This is a genomic window from Streptomyces enissocaesilis (genome assembly GCF_039533765.1).
In the GTDB taxonomy this organism is placed as follows: Bacteria; Actinomycetota; Actinomycetes; order Streptomycetales; family Streptomycetaceae; genus Streptomyces; species Streptomyces enissocaesilis.
Genome location: NZ_BAAAUD010000051.1, coordinates 13046 through 35199 on the forward strand (window position 1 = coordinate 13046; position 22154 = coordinate 35199).

20 protein-coding genes are annotated in these 22154 nt (G+C 70.5%); 8 read left to right on the plus strand and 12 right to left on the minus strand.

What is annotated here, in order from left to right:
* Position 1: 1 nt before the first annotated feature.
* The 6 genes from ABD374_RS25900 to ABD374_RS25925 form a co-directional block, all read right to left on the minus strand.
* Positions 2-1258 carry a cysteine desulfurase gene (locus tag ABD374_RS25900; protein WP_344498024.1) on the minus strand — a complete coding sequence of 419 codons (1257 nt, stop codon included), beginning with the start codon at positions 1256-1258 and terminating at the stop codon, positions 2-4.
* Positions 1255-2046 (minus strand): Fe-S cluster assembly ATPase SufC, encoded by a 792-nt coding sequence (gene sufC, locus ABD374_RS25905; protein WP_344498025.1) that lies wholly within the window; start codon positions 2044-2046, stop codon positions 1255-1257. Before sufC ends, ABD374_RS25900 begins: the two co-directional genes overlap by 4 nt.
* Before the next feature lie 7 nt (positions 2047-2053).
* Positions 2054-2371: a non-heme iron oxygenase ferredoxin subunit gene (locus ABD374_RS25910; protein ID WP_344498026.1), complete on the minus strand. Its 318-nt coding sequence runs from the start codon at positions 2369-2371 to the stop codon at positions 2054-2056.
* Complete coding sequence (sufD, locus tag ABD374_RS25915; RefSeq protein ID WP_344498027.1) at positions 2371-3591, minus strand: Fe-S cluster assembly protein SufD; 1221 nt, start codon at positions 3589-3591, stop codon at positions 2371-2373. The genes ABD374_RS25910 and sufD overlap by 1 nt, the downstream gene beginning before the upstream one ends.
* Positions 3592-3653: 62 nt before the next feature.
* A complete protein-coding gene (sufB, locus tag ABD374_RS25920) occupies positions 3654-5075 on the minus strand; it encodes a Fe-S cluster assembly protein SufB (RefSeq protein ID WP_093801406.1) in 1422 nt (473 codons plus the stop codon).
* Positions 5072-5812: a helix-turn-helix transcriptional regulator gene (locus tag ABD374_RS25925; RefSeq protein WP_344498028.1), complete on the minus strand. Its 741-nt coding sequence runs from the start codon at positions 5810-5812 to the stop codon at positions 5072-5074. The genes sufB and ABD374_RS25925 overlap by 4 nt, the downstream gene beginning before the upstream one ends.
* A 214-nt stretch (positions 5813-6026) precedes the next feature.
* Here ABD374_RS25925 and ABD374_RS25930 point away from each other — a divergent pair, with 214 nt between their 5' ends.
* From ABD374_RS25930 to ABD374_RS25940, 3 genes are read left to right on the plus strand one after another with little or no spacing between them, the layout of a single operon-like run.
* A complete protein-coding gene (locus ABD374_RS25930; protein ID WP_344498029.1) occupies positions 6027-6953 on the plus strand; it encodes an ABC transporter ATP-binding protein in 927 nt (308 codons plus the stop codon).
* Positions 6950-7717, plus strand: a complete 768-nt coding sequence (locus ABD374_RS25935) for an ABC transporter permease (RefSeq protein WP_344498030.1) — start codon at positions 6950-6952, stop codon at positions 7715-7717. The genes ABD374_RS25930 and ABD374_RS25935 overlap by 4 nt, the downstream gene beginning before the upstream one ends.
* Positions 7718-7771: 54 nt before the next feature.
* Positions 7772-8752: a COX15/CtaA family protein gene (locus ABD374_RS25940; protein WP_344498031.1), complete on the plus strand. Its 981-nt coding sequence runs from the start codon at positions 7772-7774 to the stop codon at positions 8750-8752.
* A 28-nt stretch (positions 8753-8780) separates the two neighbouring features.
* Here the strand turns inward: ABD374_RS25940 and ABD374_RS25945 are convergent, their stop codons facing one another.
* From ABD374_RS25945 to ABD374_RS25955, 3 genes are all read right to left on the minus strand, one after another.
* Entirely contained in the window at positions 8781-9887 is a 1107-nt protein-coding gene (locus ABD374_RS25945; protein ID WP_344498032.1) for an amidohydrolase family protein, read from the minus strand.
* A gap of 64 nt (positions 9888-9951) precedes the next feature.
* Positions 9952-10287: a hypothetical protein gene (locus ABD374_RS25950; RefSeq protein WP_344498033.1), complete on the minus strand. Its 336-nt coding sequence runs from the start codon at positions 10285-10287 to the stop codon at positions 9952-9954.
* Positions 10288-10334: 47 nt separating this feature from the next.
* A complete protein-coding gene (locus ABD374_RS25955; protein ID WP_344498034.1) occupies positions 10335-11288 on the minus strand; it encodes a heme o synthase in 954 nt (317 codons plus the stop codon).
* 321 nt (positions 11289-11609) lie between these two features.
* Between ABD374_RS25955 and tkt the strand changes: the two genes are divergently transcribed.
* Genes tkt through pgl form a run of 5 tightly spaced genes read left to right on the plus strand, consistent with a single transcriptional unit; the run spans position 11610 to position 18191 of the window.
* Positions 11610-13679: a transketolase gene (tkt, locus tag ABD374_RS25960; RefSeq protein WP_344498035.1), complete on the plus strand. Its 2070-nt coding sequence runs from the start codon at positions 11610-11612 to the stop codon at positions 13677-13679.
* Between the two features lie 35 nt (positions 13680-13714).
* Positions 13715-14833 (plus strand): transaldolase, encoded by a 1119-nt coding sequence (tal, locus tag ABD374_RS25965; protein ID WP_344498036.1) that lies wholly within the window; start codon positions 13715-13717, stop codon positions 14831-14833.
* Between the two features lie 3 nt (positions 14834-14836).
* Positions 14837-16360 carry a glucose-6-phosphate dehydrogenase gene (gene zwf / locus ABD374_RS25970; protein WP_344498037.1) on the plus strand — a complete coding sequence of 508 codons (1524 nt, stop codon included), beginning with the start codon at positions 14837-14839 and terminating at the stop codon, positions 16358-16360.
* Positions 16357-17412 (plus strand): glucose-6-phosphate dehydrogenase assembly protein OpcA, encoded by a 1056-nt coding sequence (gene opcA, locus ABD374_RS25975; protein ID WP_344498038.1) that lies wholly within the window; start codon positions 16357-16359, stop codon positions 17410-17412. Before zwf ends, opcA begins: the two co-directional genes overlap by 4 nt.
* The gene (gene pgl, locus ABD374_RS25980; RefSeq protein WP_344498039.1) at positions 17409-18191 is read left to right on the plus strand and encodes a 6-phosphogluconolactonase; all 783 of its coding nucleotides are present in this window, start codon (positions 17409-17411) and stop codon (positions 18189-18191) included. Before opcA ends, pgl begins: the two co-directional genes overlap by 4 nt.
* A 225-nt stretch (positions 18192-18416) precedes the next feature.
* On the opposite strand, the gene ABD374_RS25985 is transcribed toward pgl, so the two are convergent.
* Genes ABD374_RS25985 through pgi form a run of 3 tightly spaced genes read right to left on the minus strand, consistent with a single transcriptional unit; the run spans position 18417 to position 22138 of the window.
* On the minus strand, positions 18417-19958 hold the full coding sequence (locus ABD374_RS25985; protein ID WP_344498040.1) for a PH domain-containing protein: 1542 nt from the start codon (positions 19956-19958) through the stop codon (positions 18417-18419).
* A complete protein-coding gene (locus tag ABD374_RS25990; RefSeq protein ID WP_344498041.1) occupies positions 19955-20458 on the minus strand; it encodes a PH domain-containing protein in 504 nt (167 codons plus the stop codon). Before ABD374_RS25990 ends, ABD374_RS25985 begins: the two co-directional genes overlap by 4 nt.
* A 27-nt stretch (positions 20459-20485) precedes the next feature.
* A complete protein-coding gene (gene pgi, locus ABD374_RS25995; protein WP_344498422.1) occupies positions 20486-22138 on the minus strand; it encodes a glucose-6-phosphate isomerase in 1653 nt (550 codons plus the stop codon).
* Positions 22139-22154: the final 16 nt, after the last annotated feature.

The window sequence follows — 22154 nt, forward strand, 5'->3', positions numbered from 1 at the left end:
CTCAGCCGAAGAAGTTCCGGACGTGCTCCAGGCCTTCGACGAGGGCATCGACCTCGGCCGGCGTGGAGTACAGATAGAACGACGCTCGCGTGGTCGCAGGAATTCCGTACCGCAGGCAGACGGGCCGCGCGCAGTGGTGTCCGACCCGGACCGCGATGCCCAGCTCGTCGAGTACCTGGCCCACGTCGTGCGGGTGGATGTCGCCGAGCGTGAAGGAGATCGTCGCCCCGCGGTCCTCGGCCGTCGCCGGGCCGATGATCCGCAGGCCCTCGACCTCCTTGAGCCGCTTGATCGCGTACTCGGTGATCGCGTGCTCGTGCGCGGCGATCTTGTCCATGCCGATCGCGGTGAGGTAGTCCACGGCCGCGCCGAGGCCGACGGCCTGGGCGATCGGGGGCGTACCCGCCTCGAACTTGTGCGGAGCCGGAGCGTACGTCGACGAGCTCATCGACACGGTCTCGATCATCTCGCCGCCGCCCAGGAACGGCGGAAGGTCCTCAAGGAGCTCCTGGCGGCCCCAGAGCACGCCGATGCCGGTCGGGCCGACCATCTTGTGTCCGGTGAAGGCCACGAAGTCGGCCTGGAGCGCCTGCACGTCGAGCGCCATGTGCGGCGCGGCCTGCGAGGCGTCGATGCAGACCAGCGCGCCGACCTCCTGGGCGCGGCGGATGATCGCCTCGACCGGGTTGACCGTGCCCATGATGTTCGAGACCAGCGTGAAGGAGACGATCTTCGTCTTCTCGGTGATGATCTCGTCGATGTCCGACAGGTCGAGGCGGCCGTCGTCGGTGATGCCGAACCACTTCAGCTTCGCGCCCGTGCGCTGCGAGAGCAGCTGCCACGGCACGATGTTGGAGTGGTGCTCCATCTCCGTGATGACGATCTCGGTCTCGGCGTCCACGCGGTAGGGCTCGTCGGCCCAGCCCAGCATGTTCGCCACGAGGTTGAGCGACTCCGAGGCGTTCTTGGTGAAGATGACCTCGTCGCGGCTCGGCGCGTTGATGAAGGCGGCGACCTTGTCGCGGGCGCCCTCGTACAGCGCCGTGGCCTCCTCGGCGAGCACGTGGACGCCGCGGTGGACGTTGGCGTTGCTCTGCTCGTAGTACGCGTTCAGCGCGTCGAGGACCTGGCGCGGCTTCTGCGAAGTCGCCGCGTTGTCCAGGTAAACGATCTTCTTCCCGTCGTGGATCGTGCGATCCAGGATCGGGAAGTCCTTGCGGATCGCCTCGGTGTCGAGAAGGCCCGGCAGCTGTGTCACGCGACGTCCTCCTCCGAGTTCGCCCCGCTCACGGGGCCACCCTTCGTGTACTTCTCGTAGCCCTCGGCCTCGAGCTCGTCGGCGAGCTCCGGACCGCCGGACGCGACGATCCTGCCCTTGGCGAAGACGTGCACGAAGTCCGGCTTGATGTAGCGCAGGATGCGCGTGTAGTGCGTGATCAGCAGCGTGCCGACCTCGCCGCTCGCGTGGACGCGGTTGACGCCCTCGGAGACCTGGCGCAGGGCGTCGACGTCGAGGCCGGAGTCGGTCTCGTCGAGGATCGCGATCTTCGGCTTGAGGAGCTCCAGCTGGAGGATCTCGTGGCGCTTCTTCTCGCCGCCGGAGAAGCCCTCGTTGACGTTGCGCTCGGCGAAGGCCGGGTCCATCTGGAGCTGCTCCATCGCGGACTTGACCTCCTTCACCCAGGTGCGCAGCTTGGGGGCCTCGCCGCGGATCGCCGTCGCCGACGTACGCAGGAAGTTGGAGACCGAGACGCCGGGGACCTCGACCGGGTACTGCATGGCGAGGAACATGCCGGCGCGGGCGCGCTCGTCGACGGACATCTCCAGGACGTCCTCGCCGTCGAGCGTGACGGTGCCGCTGGTGATCGTGTACTTGGGGTGACCGGCGATCGAGTACGCGAGGGTGGACTTGCCGGAGCCGTTGGGGCCCATGATGGCGTGGGTCTCGCCCTGCTTCACGGTCAGGTCGACGCCCTTGAGGATCTCCTTGGTGGAGTGGTCGGCCTCGACGGAAACGTGCAGGTCGCGGATTTCAAGCGTTGCCATGGGTGTCTCAGGACTCCTGGGTGACGGAGACGAGCACATCGTCCCCTTCGATCTTGACGGGGTATACGGGGACGGGGCGCGTCGCGGGAAGGCCGGAGGGCTTGCCGGTGCGGAGGTCGAAGCTCGATCCGTGCAGCCAGCACTCGATCATGCAGTCCTCCACCTCGCCCTCCGAGAGGGAGACGTTCGCGTGCGAGCAGATGTCGTGGATCGCGAACACCTCGCCCTCGGTGCGGACGACGGACACCGGCGTGCCGTCGAGCTCCACCCGTTTCGGGGTGTCGCCCTCCAGCTCACTCAGCGCACAGGCTTTGACGAAGGCCATCAGACGGACGCCTCCAGCTCCGCGTCGATCTTGGCGAGGAGGCGCTCCTCGACGTCGGGCAGACCGATCTGCTGGACGAGCTCCGCGAAGAAGCCGCGGACGACGAGACGGCGGGCCTCACCGGCCGGGATGCCGCGCGACATGAGGTAGAAGAGCTGCTCGTCGTCGAAGCGGCCGGTCGCCGAGGCGTGGCCGGCGCCGACGATCTCGCCGGTCTCGATCTCCAGGTTGGGGACCGAGTCGACGCGCGCGCCGTCCGTGAGGACGAGGTTGCGGTTCATCTCGTACGTGTCGGTGCCCTCGGCGGCGGCCTCGATGAGGACGTCACCGATCCACACGGCATGGGCGCCCTCGCCCTGGAGCGCGCCCTTGTACACGACGTTCGACTTGCAGTGCGGCACGTTGTGGTCGACGAGGAGGCGGTGCTCCTGGTGCTGGCCCCGGTCGGTGAAGTACAGGCCGAACAGCTCGGCCTCGCCGCCGGTGCCGGCGTAGCTCACGCGCGGGTGGAGACGTACCACGTCGCCGCCGAAGGTCACCACGACCGACTTGAACGAGGCGTCGCGGCCGATCAGCGCGTTGTGCTGCGCGACGTGCACGGCCGTGTCGTCCCAGTCCTGGACGGTCACGACGGTCAGCTTCGCGCCGTCGCCGAGGACGTAGTCGACGTTGGCGGCGAGCACGGCGTCACCGGTGTGGTCGATGACGACGACAGCCTCGGCGAAGGCGCCCAGCTCCACGACCTGGTGGGAGAAGACGGTCCCGCCCTCGCCGTGCACGGCGATGCGGATCGGCTCGTCGAGGACCGTGTCCTTGGGGACGGTCACGACCGAGGCCTTCTCGAACGACGAGTACGCCTGGGCGGCGACCCGGTCCACCGGCTTGCCGGCCCTGCCCAGACGCGGGTCGTCACGGTCCACCGTCTCCTGGGTGACGCCCGCGGGGGTGGTCACCTCGACGCGGATGCCGCCGTCGGCGACCGCGGTCCCGTCGTGCAGTCCGCGCAGGCGCTCCAGCGGGGTGAACCGCCACTCCTCCTCGCGGCCGTGCGGGACGGGGAAGGCCGCCACGTCGTACGACGGAGGCGCACTCATGCGCGTGGCGACGGTGGACTCGGCGGCCACCGCGATCGAGCCGGCGGTGGTGGAGCCCACCGGTGGGGGTCCCCCCTGGACCGTAGCTTGCCGAAGGTCCTTGGGGGCGTTCTGAGCCTCAGCCATGGCTGTCGTAGTGCTCTCTCTCTGGGTCGTGAGGTAAGTCGCTGCGGGGGGGGTACGGGGCCTCAGCCGACCGAACCCTCCATCTGGAGCTCGATCAGCCGGTTGAGCTCCAGGGCGTACTCCATGGGCAGCTCCTTGGCGATCGGCTCGACGAAGCCGCGCACGATCATCGCCATGGCCTCGAACTCGGTCATGCCGCGGCTCATCAGGTAGAAGAGCTGGTCCTCGGAGACCTTGGAGACGGTCGCCTCGTGGCCCATGGACACGTCGTCCTCGCGCACGTCGACGTACGGGTACGTGTCCGAGCGGGAGATCGTGTCGACGAGCAGCGCGTCGCAGAGCACGTTCGACTTGGAGCCCGGGGCCCCCTCGCCGATCTCGATCAGACCGCGGTAGGAGGTGCGGCCACCGCCTCGCGCCACCGACTTGGAGACGATGTTGGAGGAGGTGTTCGGCGCCATGTGGACCATCTTGGCGCCGGCGTCCTGGTGCTGGCCCTCGCCCGCGAAGGCGATCGACAGGGTCTCGCCCTTGGCGTGCTCGCCCATCAGGTAGACGGCCGGGTACTTCATCGTCACCTTGGAGCCGATGTTGCCGTCGACCCACTCCATGGTCGCGCCCTCGTACGCCACGGCGCGCTTGGTGACCAGGTTGTAGACGTTGTTCGACCAGTTCTGGATCGTCGTGTAGCGGCAGCGGCCGCCCTTCTTCACGATGATCTCGACGACCGCGCTGTGCAGCGAGTCGGAGGAGTAGATCGGGGCGGTGCAGCCCTCGACGTAGTGGACGTAGGCGTCCTCGTCGACGATGATCAGCGTCCGCTCGAACTGGCCCATGTTCTCCGTGTTGATGCGGAAGTAGGCCTGGAGCGGGATGTCGACGTGCACACCCTTGGGTACGTAGATGAACGATCCGCCGGACCACACGGCCGAGTTCAGCGACGCGAACTTGTTGTCGCCGACCGGGATGACCGTGCCGAAGTACTCCTGGAAGAGCTCCGGGTGCTCCTTCAGCGCGGTGTCGGTGTCCATGAAGATGACACCCTGCTTCTCGAGCTCCTCGTTGATCTGGTGGTAGACCACTTCGGACTCGTACTGCGCGGCGACACCGGCGACCAGGCGCTGCTTCTCCGCCTCGGGGATGCCGAGCTTGTCGTACGTGTTCTTGATGTCCTCCGGCAGGTCCTCCCAGGACTCGGCCTGCTTCTCGGTGGACCGCACGAAGTACTTGATGTTGTCGAAGTCGATGCCCGACAGGTCGGAGCCCCAGCTCGGCATGGGCTTCTTGCCGAACAGCTTGAGGCCCTTGAGCCGCAGCTTCAGCATCCACTCCGGCTCGTTCTTCTTCGCCGAGATGTCGCGTACGACGTCCTCGGAGAGGCCGCGCTTGGCGGCGGCGCCGGCCGCGTCGGAGTCGGCCCAGCCGAATTCGTACGTACCCAGGCCCTCGAGTTCGGGGTGGGCAGTCTCCGTGGGGAGAGTCATGCGGGGTTCCTCCCGGCCGTACTTGCAGATGCTGAATGAGTGGTCTGTGCTGTGCCGCTACGCGGAATGAACGTCGTGCAGACCCCGTCGCCGTGGGCGATGGTGGCCAGACGCTGCACATGCGTCCCGAGGAGTTCGGAGAAGAACTCGGTCTCCGCCTCGCACAGCTGCGGATACTGCTCGGCGACATGGGCGACCGGGCAGTGGTGCTGGCAGAGCTGCTCTCCGACCGGTGCGCTGCGCGCCGTGGCAGCGTACCCGTCGTCCGACAAGGCCCTGGCAAGCGCCTCGGTCCGCTCCTCGGGGGCAGCCGCCCCGACCGCCTCGCGGTACGCCCCGGCCTGGGCGGCGAACCGCGCGCGGGCGAAGGCGGTGACCGCCGCCTCACCCTTTTCGCCGCCGCCCGCCGCCTGGGAGATCCAGTGCAGCGCGTCGGCGGCGAGCTTGTCGTAGGACTGGTCGAAGGCGTCCCTGCCGCAGTCGGTGAGTGCGAACACCTTCGCGGGCCTGCCCCGGGTCCTGGCGCCGTAGACGCGCTGCTCGCGGGGCTCGACGACGTTCTCGGCGACGAGCGAATCGAGGTGACGGCGGACGGCGGCCTGGGTGAGGCCGAGGCGCTTCGCGAGATCGGCGGCGGTGGACGGGCCGTGGTCCAGGACGGACCGCGCGATCCGGTTGCGCGTGGAGCGCTCACCGGTCGCGAGTTCCTCCTGCGGAGCCTCGCCCACGTTTTTCACAACGCCATTGTTGCGTAATTCGGAGGAGGGTGACAACCCACGTCCTGATCAAGCTCCGGTGGGGTGCATCACTTAGGTACACCTAACCTGACCTGCGGAAATGATCAGTCCGGCCTCGGCCGCGCGGTGGCACCGGGGCGCTGAACGCCTGGTCAGAGCGGGTGCTCCGGAGCCCCTCGCAGCGGGACCTGGCCCCCTCCTTAGACTTCACGTCATGAGAAGCGAGCCCGTCGTCCAGGTCACAGGACTGGTCAAGCGGTACGGAACCAAGACCGCGGTCGACGGCCTCGATCTGGAGGTCCGCGCGGGCACCGTCACCGCCGTCCTGGGCCCCAACGGAGCCGGGAAGACCACCACGGTCGAGACCTGCGAGGGCTACCGCAGGCCGGACGCCGGGACCGTACGCGTCCTCGGCCTCGACCCGGTCGCCGACGCGGCGCGGCTGCGTCCCCGGATCGGGGTGATGCTCCAGTCCGGCGGCGTGTACTCGGGCGCCAGGGCCGACGAGATGCTGCGCCACATGGCCGCCCTGCACGCCCACCCGCTGGACGTCGACGCGCTGATCGAGCGCCTCGGGCTCGGCGGTTGCGGCCGTACGACGTACCGGCGGCTCTCCGGCGGACAGCAGCAGCGGCTCGCCCTGGCGATGGCCGTCGTCGGCCGCCCCGAACTGGTCTTCCTCGACGAGCCGACCGCCGGTCTGGACCCGCAGGCCCGCCGGTCCACCTGGGACCTCGTCGGCGAGCTCCGCGAGGACGGAGTCAGCACCGTCCTCACCACCCACTTCATGGACGAGGCCGAACAGCTCGCCGACGACGTCGCGATCATCGACGCGGGCCGGGTCATCGCCCAGGGCAGCCCCGAGGAGCTGTGCCGCGGCAGCGCGGAGAACACGCTGCGCTTCACCGGGCGCCCCGGGCTCGACGTCGCGTCCCTGCTCAAGGCGCTGCCCGTGGACACCCTGGCGGCCGAGCTGACGCCCGGGACGTACCGGATCACCGGCAAGGTCGACCCCCAGCTGCTGGCCACCGTCACCTCCTGGTGCGCCCAGCACGGCGTGATGCCCAGCGGCATCTCCGTCGAGCGGCACTCCCTGGAGGACGTCTTTCTCGAGCTGACCGGTAAGGACCTCCGTTCATGAGCATCGGTACGTACACACCGCGCCCCGGGGCGGCCCCGCTGCCCCGGATGATCGCGGCGCAGACCGTCCTCGAGACGAAGATGCTGCTGCGCAACGGCGAACAGCTGCTGCTGACGGTGGTCATCCCGGCGCTGCTGCTGGTGCTGTTCTCGTCCGTCGACATCATCGACACAGGTACGGGCGAGGCCGTCGACTTCCTGGCCCCCGGCGTCCTCGCGCTCGCCGTCATGTCCACCGCATTCACCGGGCAGGCGATCGCGACCGGCTTCGAGCGCCGGTACGGCGTGCTCAAGCTGCTGGGCACCTCCCCGCTGCCCCGCTGGGCGCTGATGACGGCGAAGACCCTGTCGGTACTCGTCACCGAGGTCCTCCAGGTGGTCCTCCTCACCGCGATCGCCTTCGGCCTCGGCTGGTCCCCGCACGGCAGCCCGTTCGCCGTGTTCCTCCTCCTCGTCCTCGGCACGGCGGCCTTCTCCGGCCTCGGCCTGCTGATGGCCGGCACGCTCAGGGCCGAGGCGACACTGGCCGCCGCCAACCTGGTCTTCCTGCTGCTGCTGGTGGGCGGCGGTGTGATCGTTCCGCTCGACAAGTTCCCGGACGCGGTCCGACCGGTCCTCGGCCTGCTGCCGATCTCGGCGCTGTCGGACGGCCTGCGCGACGTGCTCCAGCACGGCGCGGCCGTTCCGTGGGGCGGCCTCGGCATCCTCGCGGCGTGGGCGGTCCTGGGACTGGGCGCGGCCGCCCGTTTCTTCCGCTGGGAGTGAGAAACGCCCCGTTCCGCACCCCCTCGTGAATTCCTGCACAAGCCCCGTCCTACGATGGTTGCCGTGTTGACCCCCCTCGCCCTCATCGCGCGGCGCTGGACGCCCACCCCCCGCACGCTCCAGCGCGCCGCGCTCGCCGCCGTCGTGATGACCGTCGTCATCATCGTCACGGGCGGCGCGGTACGGCTGACCGGTTCCGGCCTCGGCTGCGACACCTGGCCCAAGTGCACCGACGACAGTCTCTTCGCGACGCCCGCCCAGGGCATCCACGGCGCGATCGAGTTCGGCAACCGCATGCTGACGTACGTCCTGTCGGCCGCGGTCGGCTGGGCGATCGTCGCGGCCCGGTCCACGAAGCCCTGGCGGCGCGGTCTCACCCGCCTCGGCTGGCTCCAGTTCTGGATCGTGATGGGCAACGCCGTCATCGGCGGCATCACGGTCTGGGCGGGCCTCAACCCGTGGTCCGTCGCCGGTCACTTCCTCCTGGCCAACGCCCTGCTCACGGTCGCCGTGATCACCTGGCAGCGCACCCGCGAGGGCGACACCGCCCCCCGGCCGCGCGTCCCGCGCCCCGTCCGCAAGCTGTCCTGGGCGCTCCTCGTCACCTCGGGGCTGCTGATCGCCCTGGGTACGACGGTGACCGGTTCGGGCAAGCACGCCGGTGACAGCAGCGACGTGGCGCGCATGCCGTGGGACTGGATCGACGCCGCTCACGTGCACGCGGTGGCCGCCTGGGTCGTCTGCGCGCTGGCCATCGCCATGTGGTTCGTCCTGCGCGTGGTGGACGCCCCGGGCGACACCCGGGCGCGCGCCCGCGACCTGCTGGTCGTCCTGCTGGCCCAGGGCGCCGTCGGCTACGTCCAGTTCTTCACCGAGGTCCCCGAGATCCTGGTCGGCGTCCACATGCTCGGCTCGTCGCTGATGTGGATCGCGGTACTGCGGCTGGCGCTGAGCCTGCGCGAGCGCCCGCTCGAAGGCGCGGCTCCGCTGCCCGCCGCCGCTCGGCCCGGCTCATCGGTGACCGCCGCCGTCTGACGGCCGCCCCCGGCCGGGCAGCCCCCGGTCAGGCCAGCCCGTAGACGCGGCGGGCATTGCCCGCCGCGATCATCCCCGCCACCCGCTCGGCGTCCGTCCGCGACCACGCCCCGTCGCCGACCCAGCCGCCGAGCACCCTGCCCAGCGCCTCGCGGAACAGCCGGGCGCCGACGACGTGCAGCTCCGGCAGCCCCCGCGCGCCGCTGGAGAAGAGCAGCTTGCCGAAGGGCGCCAGCTCCAGGATCTCCGCGAGTACACCCGCGGCCCGCGCCCCGGTGTGGGCGAGTGCGGGCCCCAGATCGGCGTACACATGCGGGAAGGCACTCGCCAGGTGGGCGGCGTGCCGGTGGTACGGATAGCCGTGCAGCAGCACCAGGTCGGTGCCGAGGCCCGCGGTGGCGGCCGCGAAGTCTGTGAGCAGTACCGGGTCCGTGCGGTCGATGCGCAGACCGGGATCCGCGGCACCCGCGTGCAGCTGCAGGGGGAGCCCGGAGGCGACGGCGATCCACAGCAGGTGCCGCAGCACCACGGGGTCGGTCAGCCGGCCCCCGGCCCGGCGTCCGGCCAGCCAGCGCCCCGCCGCCCCGCGCACCTCGCCGGGGCCCGGCGGATGCGGCGCGAGGGCGAGTCCGTGCCGTACGCCTGCCACGGAGGTGAAGGCCACGGCGGTTCCCGCCGCGCTGTGCACGCCCTCGGCGAGGTTGACGAGGAAGTTCCCGACGGTTCCGGACGTGTCGGCGACCTGCTCGGCGAGCAGTTCCAGGCGCACGATCTCACGGGCCTGGGCCGCGCCGGCCGCCGCTGTCTCGGCGGGCCCCGTGAGGTCCCCCGGCAGCCCGGTGTCCACCAGGTAGGTGGCGATCCCGGTGCCCCTGAGCAGCCGCCTTGCGCTCTCCAGTACGCCCAGCTCCCGGCGGCGCGCGAGATAGCGCGCGGGCGGGCAGTGCGGTTCGAGGCCGAGGAGCGGCGGGCACCAGCGGCGTACGGCGAAGCCCGTCTGGGTGTCGAAGAAGGTGGTGCCGGGTGCGGGTGGCGCGGGGGTCGTGGCGAGGTGGGTCTCGAAGGTGCCGAGGCCCAGCTCCGTACGGAGCACTCCGTGGCAGTACTGGTCCACCAGGGGAGGCGTTTCGATCATCCGGGGCTCCTGTGGTGGACGTACTTCCACAGGCTCTAACGGGTGACCCCCGCGTCAGGTGTTGCTAGGCGCTGCGCGGCAGGTCGTTGGACGGGCCGCCGACCTGGATGCCGGCCATGCGGCTCCACTCGTACGGTCCCGTGCGCACCTTGGCCGCGAAGTCGCCGTCGAAGGACTCGTGGAGCGTGATCCCGGCCTTCTCGGCGGCGCTCCGCGCGACGGCGTGGGAGGGGGCCACGAGGTCGCCCCAGCCGCCGTCCCCGCCGACGAGCACGATGCGGGTGCCCATCTGTCCGAGGTACGCGAGCTGGCCCTCGGCGCCGCCGTGCCGCTTGGCGAAGGCGGTGATCTCCTTGGCGAGCTTCGCCGCCTTGCGCTCTGCCTGCTTCGTGTCTGCCATGCCCACGATGCTACCGACGGGTAGATCAGGGGTCCAGGGCAGGTTCTCTAGCGCAGGAAGGGGTCCACCGCGACGGCGACGAAGAGCAGCGAGACATAGGTGATGGACCAGTGGAACAGCCGCATCTCCTTGAGCTTGCCGCCGGTCACCCCGGACTTCGCGCGGGACTGGAGCCCGTGCGCCTCCTTGAGCCACCAGCCGCCGGACACCAGGGCGACCGTGGTGTAGAACCAGCCGGTGTAACCCAGCGGGGTCAGCAGCAGCGAGACGGCGACCATCACCCAGCTGTAGGCGACGATCTGGCGGGCCACGACCTTGTTGGAGGCGACGACGGGGAGCATCGGGACGCCCACCCGCGCGTAGTCCTCCTTCACCTTCATCGACAGCGGCCAGTAGTGCGGCGGCGTCCAGAAGAAGATGACCATGAACAGGATGACGGCGGCCCAGGACATCGAGTTGGTGACCGCGGACCAGCCGATGAGCACCGGCAGGCAGCCGGCGATGCCGCCCCAGACGATGTTCTGCGCGGTACGGCGCTTGAGGATCATCGTGTAGACGACGACGTAGAAGAGGAGGGCGCCGAGCGACAGCGCGGCGGACAGCCAGTTGACGAGGAGGCCGAACCAGAGGGTCGAGACCACGCCGAGGCCGATGCCGAAGACGAGGCATTCGCGCGGGCTGACCATGCCGGTGACCAGGGGCCGCTGCGAGGTGCGGTCCATCAGGGCGTCGATGTCGCGGTCGATGTACATGTTCAGCGCGTTGGCACCGCCGGCCGACAGGTAACCGCCGAGGCAGGTCACCAGGACCAGCCACAGGTCGGGCACACCCTGTTCGGCCAGGAACATGACCGGGACGGTGGTGATCAGCAGCAGCTCGATGATCCGAGGCTTGGTCAGCGCCACGAACGCCTTGACCCGGGCTCCGAACGGCCGGTGGCCTCCCGGGCTGGGAGTCAAGGCGACCCCTGCGGGTCGGGACTCGACGGCCGTCACGCACACCCCTGACAGAGAAATTCCAGCAAGCTCCGGACGTGAAGGCCCGGTAAAGACTTGCGCGTACCACGCCACTCTAGACGTTGCCCATACGTCGTTCTCCGCCGGGGTGGGGTCGTGTTGGGTGCGGTCTCCACCGGCCTCCCGGCAGGCTGCCCGGCCCGCCGGGAGGCGAAGAACGGGAACGCCCTGCACCCTGGGCCGTACCCGCTCTTTTGGAGGACGCAGGGCCGAAATGAGCGGGTTCTTGCGGGGGTAGGCTCGACATCGCCCGGTGCGCCTATCCAGTACCGGGATTCGACATGTGGAGAGGAGCCCTGACTCAGGGTGAGCACCAAGCCGACCACCACAGATCTCGAGTGGACCGAATTGGACCAGCGGGCTGTCGACACCGCCCGCGTCCTGGCCATGGATTCCGTACAGAAGGTCGGCAACGGCCACCCTGGTACGGCCATGAGCCTGGCCCCGGCCGCGTACGTGCTGTTCCAGAAGCTGATGCGGCACGACCCCAATGACGCGAACTGGACCGGCCGCGACCGGTTCGTTCTCTCTCCCGGTCACACCAGCCTGACGCTCTACATCCAGCTCTACATGGCCGGCTACGGCCTGGAGCTGGACGACCTGAAGGCGTTCCGTACCTGGGGCAGCCTGACGCCGGGTCACCCCGAGCACGGGCACACGACCGGGGTCGAGACCACGACCGGGCCGCTGGGCCAGGGCATCGCCAACGCCGTGGGCATGGCGATGGCCGCCCGCTACGAGCGCGGTCTGTTCGACCCGGAGGCCGCCGCCGGCGCCTCCCCGTTCGACCACACCATCTGGGCGATCGTCTCCGACGGCGACCTGGAGGAGGGCGTCTCGGCCGAGGCGTCCTCGCTCGCGGGCCACCAGAAGCTCGGAAACCTCGTCGCCCTGTACGACGACAACCACATCTCGATCGAGGGCGACACCGAGACCGCCTTCTCCGAGGACGTCCTCAAGCGGTACGAGGCGTACGGCTGGCACGTCCAGCGCATCGAGCAGAGCGCCAACGGCGACTTCGACGTCCAGGCGCTGCACGCGGCGCTGAAGGCCGCGCAGGACGAGACCGGGCGCCCGTCGCTCATCGCGGCGCGCACGATCATCGCCTGGCCCGCCCCCAACGCGCAGAACACCGAGGCCTCGCACGGCTCGGCGCTGGGCGAGGAGGAGATCGCGGCCACCAAGCGCGTGCTGGGCTTCGACCCCGAGCAGCACTTCCAGGTCGACGAGGACGTCTTCGCGCACGTGCGCAAGGCGGCCGAGCGCGGCCGTGAGGCGCACGCCGCCTGGGACAAGCAGTTCCAGGAGTGGCGCAACGCCAACGCCGAGCGCGCCGCCACGTTCGACCGCATCGCCGCGGGCGAGCTGCCCGAGGGCTGGGAGAAGTCGGTCCCGGTCTTCGAGGCCGGCAAGGCCGTGGCGACCCGCGCCGCGTCCGGCAAGGTCCTCCAGGCGCTCGGCGGTGTCATCCCCGAGCTGTGGGGCGGCTCCGCCGACCTCGCCGGCTCGAACAATACGACGATCGACAAGACGTCGTCGTTCCTGCCGGCCGGCAACCCGCTGCCGGAGGCCGACCCGTACGGCCGTACGGTCCACTTCGGCATCCGCGAGCACGCCATGGGCTCGACGATGAACGGCATCGCGCTGCACGGCAACACGCGCGTCTACGGCGGCACCTTCCTGGTGTTCTCCGACTACATGCGCCCCGCCGTCCGCCTCGCCGCGCTGATGAAGCTGCCGGTCACCTACGTGTGGACGCACGACTCCATCGGTCTGGGCGAGGACGGCCCGACGCACCAGCCGGTCGAGCACATGGCCGCGCTGCGCGCCATCCCGGGCCTGAACATGGTCCGCCCGGCCGACGCCAACGAGACCGCGATCGCCTGGCGCGAGATCCTGCGGCGCAACGACGCCCCGCACGGTCTGGCGCTGACCCGTCAGGGCGTGCCGACGTACGAGTGCAACGAGGACGCCGCGCGCGGCGGATACGTGCTCTTCGAGGCCGAGGGCGGCGCCCCGCAGGTCGTTCTGATCGGCACCGGCTCCGAGGTCCAGCTCGCCGTCGAGGCCCGCGAGCAGCTCCAGGCCGCCGGCATTCCGACCCGTGTGGTCTCCATGCCGTCGATCGAGTGGTTCGAGGAGCAGGACCAGGGGTACCGCGACAGCGTGCTGCCGCCGTCCGTCAAGGCCCGGGTAGCGGTCGAGGCGGGCATCGCCCTGACCTGGTACCGCTACGTCGGCGAGGCCGGCCGCATCGTCTCGCTGGAGCACTTCGGCGCTTCCGCGGACGCCAAGGTGCTCTTCCGGGAGTTCGGCCTGACCGCGGACGCGGTCACGGCCGCGGCCCGGGAATCGCTGGCTGCCGCCACCCGCTGACGCCGGTACAACGACAAGTAGGAGATGCAATTCTCATGACAGACGCACTCAAGCGCCTCTCCGACGAAGGCGTGGCGGTCTGGCTCGACGACCTTTCGCGCAAGCGGATCACGTCCGGCAACCTCGCCGAGCTGATCGACCAGCAGCACGTCGTGGGCGTCACCACCAACCCGTCGATCTTCCAGAAGGCGATCTCGCAGGGCGACGGTTACGACCAGCAGCTCAGCGACCTGGCCGCCCGCGAGGTCACGGTCGAAGAAGCCATCCGCATGATCACGACGGCTGACGTGAGGGACGCCGCCGACATCCTGCGGCCGGTCTTCGACGCGACCGGCGGCCAGGACGGCCGCGTGTCGATCGAGGTCGACCCGCGCCTGGCGCACAACACCAAGGCGACGACGGCCGAGGCCAGGCAGCTCGCCTGGCTGGTGGACCGTCCGAACACCCTGATCAAGATCCCCGCCACCGAGGCGGGCATCCCGGCGATCGCCGAGACCATCGGTCTGGGCATCAGCGTCAACGTGACGCTGATCTTCTCGCTGGAGCGCTACCGCAAGGTCATGGACGCCTACCTGACCGGTCTGGAGAAGGCGAAGGCCGCGGGCCTGGACCTCTCCCAGATCCACTCGGTGGCCTCGTTCTTCGTGTCCCGCGTGGACACCGAGATCGACAAGCGTCTCGACGGCATCGGCACGGACGAGGCCAAGGCGCTCAAGGGCAAGGCCGCCCTCGCCAACGCCCGTCTGGCGTACCAGGCGTACGAGGAGGTCTTCTCCTCGGACCGCTGGGCCGCTCTGGACCGGGCCGGCGCCAACAAGCAGCGTCCGCTGTGGGCCTCGACCGGCGTCAAGGACCCGGCCTACAAGGACACGCTGTACGTCGAGGACCTCGTCGCCCCCGGCACGGTGAACACCATGCCCGAGGCGACGCTGGAGGCGACCGCCGACCACGGCAACATCACGGGCAACACGGTCGCGGGCACCTACGAGCAGGCGCGCGCCGAGCTCGACGCCGTCGAGAAGCTCGGGATCGCCTACGACGACGTGGTGCGGCTGCTCGAAGACGAGGGCGTCGACAAGTTCGAGGCGTCCTGGAACGACCTGCTCAAGTCGACCGAGGCGGAGCTCAAGCGCCTCGCCCCTTCGGAGGCCTAAAAATTGTCCAGCAGCAATCCGCTGCGTGACGCTCAGGACCGACGGCTCCCGCGTATCGCGGGGCCGTCGGGCCTGGTCATCTTTGGCGTCACGGGCGATTTGTCCCGTAAAAAGCTGATGCCCGCCGTGTACGACCTGGCCAATCGCGGCCTGCTGCCACCGGGTTTCTCCCTCATCGGCTTCGCCCGGCGCGACTGGGAGAACGAGGACTTCACCCAGATCGTCCACGACGCCGTCAAGGAACACGCCCGCACGCCCTTCCGCGAGGAAGTCTGGCAGCAGCTGATCCAGGGCATGCGCTTCGTCCAGGGCGACTTCGACGACGACGCCGCGTTCGAGACGCTCAAGTCCACCATTCAGGAACTCGACAAGGCGCAGGGCACCGGCGGCAACTTCGCCTTCTACCTGTCCGTGCCCCCGAAGTTCTTCCCCAAGGTCGTCCAGCAGCTCAAGAAGCACGGCCTGGCCGACCAGAGGGAAGGCTCCTGGCGGCGGGCCGTCATCGAGAAGCCCTTCGGCCACGACCTGGCCTCCGCGCAGGAGCTGAACCGGATCGTCCACGAGGTCTTCCCGGCCAACGAGGTCTTCCGGATCGACCACTACCTGGGCAAGGAAACGGTCCAGAACATCATGGCGCTGCGCTTCGCCAACCAGATGTTCGAGCCGCTGTGGAACCGGTCGTACGTCGACCACGTCCAGATCACGATGGCCGAGGACATCGGCATCGGCGGCCGCGCCGGCTACTACGACGGCATCGGCGCCGCCCGCGACGTCATCCAGAACCACCTCCTCCAGCTGCTCGCGCTGACCGCCATGGAGGAGCCCGCCTCCTTCGAGGCGGACGCGCTGGTCGCCGAGAAGACCAAGGTGCTCGGCGCCGTCAAGCTCCCCAAGGACCTGGGCCGGGAGACCGTACGCGGACAGTACGCGGCGGGCTGGCAGGGCGGCGCGAAGGCCGTCGGCTACCTCCAGGAAGAGGGCATCGACCCCAAGTCGAAGACCGACACCTACGCCGCGATCAAACTGGAGATCGACAACCGCCGCTGGGCGGGCGTCCCGTTCTACCTCCGTACCGGCAAGCGCCTCGGCCGCCGCGTCACCGAGATCGCGGTCGTCTTCCAGCGCGCCCCGCACTCCCCCTTCGACCAGACGGCCACGGAAGAGCTGGGGCAGAACGCCCTGGTCATCCGCGTCCAGCCGGACGAGGGCGTCACGGTCCGTTTCGGCTCCAAGGTCCCGGGCACCTCGATGGAGGTGCGGGACGTGTCGATGGACTTCGCGTACGGCGAGTCCTTCACCGAGTCCAGCCCCGAGGCGTACGAGCGCCTGATCCTGGACGTCCTGCTCGGCGACGCCAACCTCTTCCCGCGTCTGGAGGAGGTCGAGCAGTCCTGGCGCATCCTCGACCCGATCGAGGAGTACTGGGACACCCACGGCAAGCCCGCGCAGTACCCGGCCGGTACCTGGGGCCCGGTCGAGGCGGACGAAATGCTCGCACGAGACGGACGGAGCTGGCGTCGGCCATGAAAATCGACCTGACGGACACCACGTCCAGCAAGATCAACAAGGCTCTCGTCCAGGGCCGCCGCGCCATCGGCACGCCGGCCGTGGGCATGGTCCTCACGCTGGTCATCGTCACCGACGAGGAGAACGCGTACGACGCGCTCAAGGCGGCCAACGAGGCCTCCCGCGAGCACCCTTCGCGCACCCTCGTCGTCATCAAGCGGGTCTCGCGCTCGCCGCGCGACCGCGCCAAGGCGCGCCTCGACGCCGAGGTGCGGGTGGGCACCGCGGCGGGCACCGGCGAGACGGTGATCCTGCGGCTGTACGGCGAGGTCATCGACCACGCGCAGTCGGTGGTACTGCCGCTGCTGCTGCCGGACGCGCCCGTCGTGGTGTGGTGGGCGGCCAACGCGCCGCTCGACCCGGCGAACGACCCGCTCGGCGCGCTCGCGCAGCGTCGCGTCACGGACACGTACGCCGCCGAGCACCCGGTCGATGAGCTGAGGGCGCGCGCCGAGGCCTACACACCGGGCGACACCGACCTGTCGTGGACGCGCATCACGCCGTGGCGCTCGATGCTCGCGGCCGCGCTGGACCAGGTGGAGTGCGAGGTCACCTCGGTGGAGGTGGAGGGCGAGGAGTTCAACCCGAGCGTGGAACTGCTCGGCATGTGGCTCGCCGACCGGCTCCACGTACCCGTGAAGCGTTCGGTGTCTTCCGGCCCGGGCCTGACCGGCGTACAGATGGAGACCAACTGCGGCCCGATCAAGCTCGACCGGGCGGACGGCTCGCTGGCCTCCCTGTCCATCGAGGGGCAGCCGGACCGCGCGGTGGCGCTCAAGCGGCGGGAGACCTCCGAGCTGATCGCCGAGGAACTGCGCAGGCTGGACCCGGACGACACGTACGCGTCGACGCTGAGGTTCGGTGTCGACCGGCTCGGTGAGGGGGCGAAGGGCAAGGCGGCCTCGCCGGCGGCGGAAGCGGACGAGCCCGCCGCCACCAAGCCCGCGAAGAAGTCGGCGCCGTCCTCGGCCCCGGCTTCCTCCTCGGCCTCCAAGAAGGCGGCGTCGAAGTGAGGGCACCTCAGCTCGTCGTCCACCACGACAAGGAGCTGATGGCGCAGGCCGCGGCGGCGCGGCTGATCACGAAGGTCGTGGACGCCCAGACCTCGCGCGGCTCGGCGTCGGTGGTGCTGACGGGCGGCCGCAACGGCAACGGCCTGCTGGCCGCGCTCGCCTCGGCCCCGGCCAGGGACGCGATCGACTGGTCGCGTCTGGACCTGTGGTGGGGCGACGAGCGCTTCCTCCCCGCCGGGGACCCGGAGCGCAACCACACCCAGGCGTGCGAGGCACTGCTGGACGCGGTGCCGCTGGACCCCGCCCGGGTCCACCCGATGCCGGCTTCGGACGGCCGGTTCGGGGCGGACGTGGACGCGGCGGCCGCTGCGTACGCCGCCGAACTGGCCGCGGCGGCGGGGCCCGAGGACCACGGCCCCGTCCCGGCGTTCGACGTCCTGATGCTGGGCGTGGGTCCCGACACGCACGTGGCGTCGCTCTTCCCGGAGCTCCCGGCGGTCCGTGAGACGGACCGTACGGTGGTGGGCGTCCACGGCGCCCCCAAGCCGCCGCCCACCCGCATCACCCTCACGCTGCCCGCGATCCGCGCGGCGCGCGAGGTGTGGCTGCTGGCGGCGGGCGAGGACAAGGCGAAGGCCGCGGTCGTCGCGCTGTCGGGCGCCGGGGAGATCCAGGCCCCGGCGGCGGGCGCGTACGGCCGCCGCCGGACGCTGTGGCTCCTGGACGACGCGGCGGCCTCCCAGCTCCCGCGCGACCTCTACCCGCCGGCTTCGGCCTGATCCGCCGCTGCGGCCCGGTTCGCCCTCGGGCGGCCGGGCCGCAGCTTTTCTCCCGTGTCCGCCCCTTCCCGGAGCGGGGGCGGCCCCCGGTGCCCGGACGCCCTGCGGGTGTTGTCCTCAATCGCCGGACGGCATGGGATTCCGGTTCCCGGGGCGGCGCCCCGGACCGGGAGGGGGCGGGCACGGGGAAAACTCCGCGCAGCGGACCCTGCCGCCCGGCCTCCGCTACCCCGGCCGCTCCAGGAACGGCTCCAGCAGTCCCGGCACCGCCGCCTCCGCGAAGGCCAGCGCCTCCGGTTCCCGCGCGTCGTAGACCGAGTAAGCCCCCGCTCCCGCCGCGGTGGTCGCCGTCAGCGTGATCAGGCCGGCCCGGCGCTGGAAGTACGACTGCTTCACCGTCCACCCGACGACTCCGCCCCGCTGGAGCGCGACCGTCGTACGCCGCACCGTTCCCGACCGCGCCACCAGGTAGCCACCGCTGATGGCGTGCCCGAGGCTGCGGTACGCGTCCAGTGCCAGGAGCACCGCGAGCGGCAGCAGCACCACCGCGCACGCCCCGGCGGCGTACAGCAGCAGGACGTCGGTCAGCACCGCGCCGAGGACGGCGAGGGCGAGCACCGGGACCAGTGCCGCGCCCACCGCCCAGCGCAGCCGGCGCGTACGGGCGGCCGGCGGGTGCGGCGTGAGGCCGGCCGCGCCCGTCGGTGAGACGGCCTCGCGCAGGACGTACGCCGCCACCCGCTCCGCGGTGGCCCGGGGCGCGGCCGGCAGCAGCGTCTTGTGGTCGGCGTGCCGGCTGTCCACGTCCGCCGCCAGCCCGGTGGCGACCGCGTCCACCCGCGCCGCCCCCAGCGTCCGCACCCCGAGCGGCTCGACGAGCTCCACACCGCGCAGCCTGCGCTCCTCGATGGAGATCGACCGCGTGGTGAACAGGCCGCGGCGGACCCGCAGCGTGCCTCCCGGCTCGCGCTCCAGCCGGTAGTTCCACCACATCTCGACCCACAGGCCGAGCGCCCCCACGACCCCCGCCGCACACGCTCCGGCGACGAGCACCACGACCATCCAGACGACCGGCGTGTCGTGGAACCGGTCCCGCACCCACTCGATCACCTCCCCCTGCGCGCCGAACCATTCGCTGACCTGCATCAGTCCGCCGGCCGCCGCGCCGCCCAGTGCGGGGGCGACGAAGGAGAGCGGGGCGTACCGGATCCACGCGGGGTCGATCGTGGCCAGTTCACCCTCCCGGTGGGGGCCGGGGCCCGCGGTGGTCCCGCGGTACAGCAGTTCCCTGCGCAGCCGTTCGCCCTCCTCCCGCGTCACCGGCTCGAGTTCGAGCGTGGACTCGCCTCCGCCGGTGTTCTCACCGGTGCCGATACGGACCTTCACGAGGCCGAGGACCCGCAGCAGCACATTGGCCGTCAGGTCGACGCTGCGGATGCGCTCACGGGCCAGCGAGCGGCGCTTGACCAGCAGCAGGCCCGTGTGGAGTTCGGCGCGCTCGGCGCCGATGCGGTACCGCGTCCTGCGCCAGCGCACGTAGTCGAGCGCGGTGCCGCCCGCGATCAGCAGGACGGCTCCGGTCCCCACCCAGGCGAACGCCTGCCCCACCGGCCTGCTCCCCGCCAGCCCGAGGAAGGCCGGCACTCCGGCGCCCACCGCGATGCCCGCCATGACCAGCGCGGCGGCCAGGACGGTGCGCGGGGCCAGTCGCCGCCAGCCGCCGCTCGGCCGCGCCCCATCTCCGGGGGCACCTCCCGGGGCGCTCACGTCGCGTCCCCGGGGGTGGCCCGCGTCATCAGGGTCAGCCGCTCCGCCAGCTCCGCGGCGAGCTCGTGGTCGAGCCCCTCGATCTTCACCGCGCCCTTGGAGGACGCGGTGGTGACGATGACCGTGGCGAGTCTGAACGCCTGTTCCAGCGGCCCGCGCACGGTGTCCACGGTCTGGATCCGCGACATCGGCGCGATCCGCCATTCCTGCCAGAAGAAGCCGGTACGCACGTACACCGCGTCGCCGGTGACTTCCCAGCGGTGCACCCGGAACCACCACAGCGGCAGGAACACCGCGGTGGCCGTGCCGAGCACCGCGAGCACGCCGGCGGACAGCAGCAGCCACGGCCGTGCGGGCACGACGAGCGTGCCCAGCACGGCCAGTACCGCCACCGGGACCGCGGTCAGCAGCAGCCACTGCGTCCGCCACCAGCCGATGACCCGCCGGTCGAGCGTGTTGTTCGGCGGCCTGAGCCGCGCACTCCCCGTCCCCCCGTCCATCGGCCCCGTCTCCCGTCCGTCGGCCGGTCAGCGACCGCGCAGGGTGCGGTACTCGGCGGCCAGGGTCGCGGTCGAGCTGTCCAGCTGCTCGCCGCCTGTGCCTTCCGTCAGGACCGGCTCGATCTTCTTGGCGAGGACCTTGCCGAGTTCGACGCCCCACTGGTCGAACGAGTCGATGTTCCAGATGGCTCCCTGGACGAACACCTTGTGCTCGTACAGCGCGATCAACTGGCCCAGCACGGACGGGGTGAGCTCGTCCGCGAGGATCGTCGTCGTCGGGTGGTTGCCGCGGAACGTCTTGTGCGGCACCAGTTCCTCGGCCACGCCTTCCGCCCGCACCTCCTCGGGTGTCCTGCCGAAGGCCAGTGCCTGCGTCTGGGCGAAGAAGTTCGCCATGAGCAGGTCGTGCTGCGCCTCCAGGCCCGGCATCAGATCGGCGACCGGCCTGGCGAAGCCGATGAAGTCGGCCGGGATCATCTTCGTGCCCTGGTGCAGCAACTGGTAGTACGCATGCTGCCCGTTGGTGCCCGGCGTGCCCCACACCACCGGTCCCGTCTGCCAGTCGACCGGGTTGCCCTCACGGTCCACGGACTTGCCGTTGGACTCCATGTCGAGCTGCTGGAGGTACGCCGTGAACTTCGACAGGTAGTGGCTGTACGGGAGGACGGCGTGCGCCTGCGCGTCGAAGAACTCCCCGTACCAGACGCCCAGCAGACCGAGCAGCAGCGGCGCGTTCTCCTCGGCCGGCGCGGTACGGAAATGCTCGTCGACCAGGTGGAAGCCGTCGAGCATCTCACGGAAGCGGCCGGGCCCGATGGCGATCATCAGGGACAGGCCGATGGCCGAGTCGTACGAGTACCGCCCGCCGACCCAGTCCCAGAACTCGAACATGTTGGCCGTGTCGATGCCGAAGTCCGCGACCTTCTCGGCGTTCGTGGACAGCGCCACGAAGTGCTTGGCGACGGCGCCGCTGTCCGCGCGGAGGTTCGTCAGCAGCCAGTCGCGCGCCGACGTGGCGTTGGTGATGGTCTCGATCGTGGTGAAGGTCTTGGACGCGATGACGAACAGCGTCTCGGCCGGGTCCAGGTCCCGCACGGCCTCGTGCAGATCGGCTCCGTCGACGTTCGACACGAAGCGGACCGTGAGATCCCGGTCGGTGAAGGAGCGCAGCGCCTCGTACGCCATGGCGGGACCGAGGTCGGAACCGCCGATGCCGATGTTGACGACGTTCTTGATGCGCTTGCCGGTGTGGCCGGTCCACTCCCCCGACCTGATCCGGTCGGCGAAGCCGGCCATCTTGTCGAGCACCGCGTGGACGGCGGGGACGACGTTCTCCCCGTCGACCTCGATCACCGCGTCGCGCGGCGCGCGCAGGGCGGTGTGCAGCACCGCGCGGTCCTCCGTGGTGTTGATCTTCTCGCCGCGGAACATCGCGTCCCGCAGCTCGGCGACCCCGGCTCCGCGGGCCAGGTCGCGCAACAGCCCCAGCGTCTCGTCCGTCACCAGGTGCTTGGAGTAGTCGAGGTAGAGGTCCCCGACCTTGACGGTGTATCCGGCACCGCGCCCGGAATCGGCGGCGAACAGTTCGCGCAGATGCGTCTGGCCCAGCTGCTCGCGGTGCTTCGCGAGAGCGGTCCACTCGGGCATCCGGTTGAGCCTGGTACGGCTTTCTGCGTTCATCTCGGACATCAGCCCA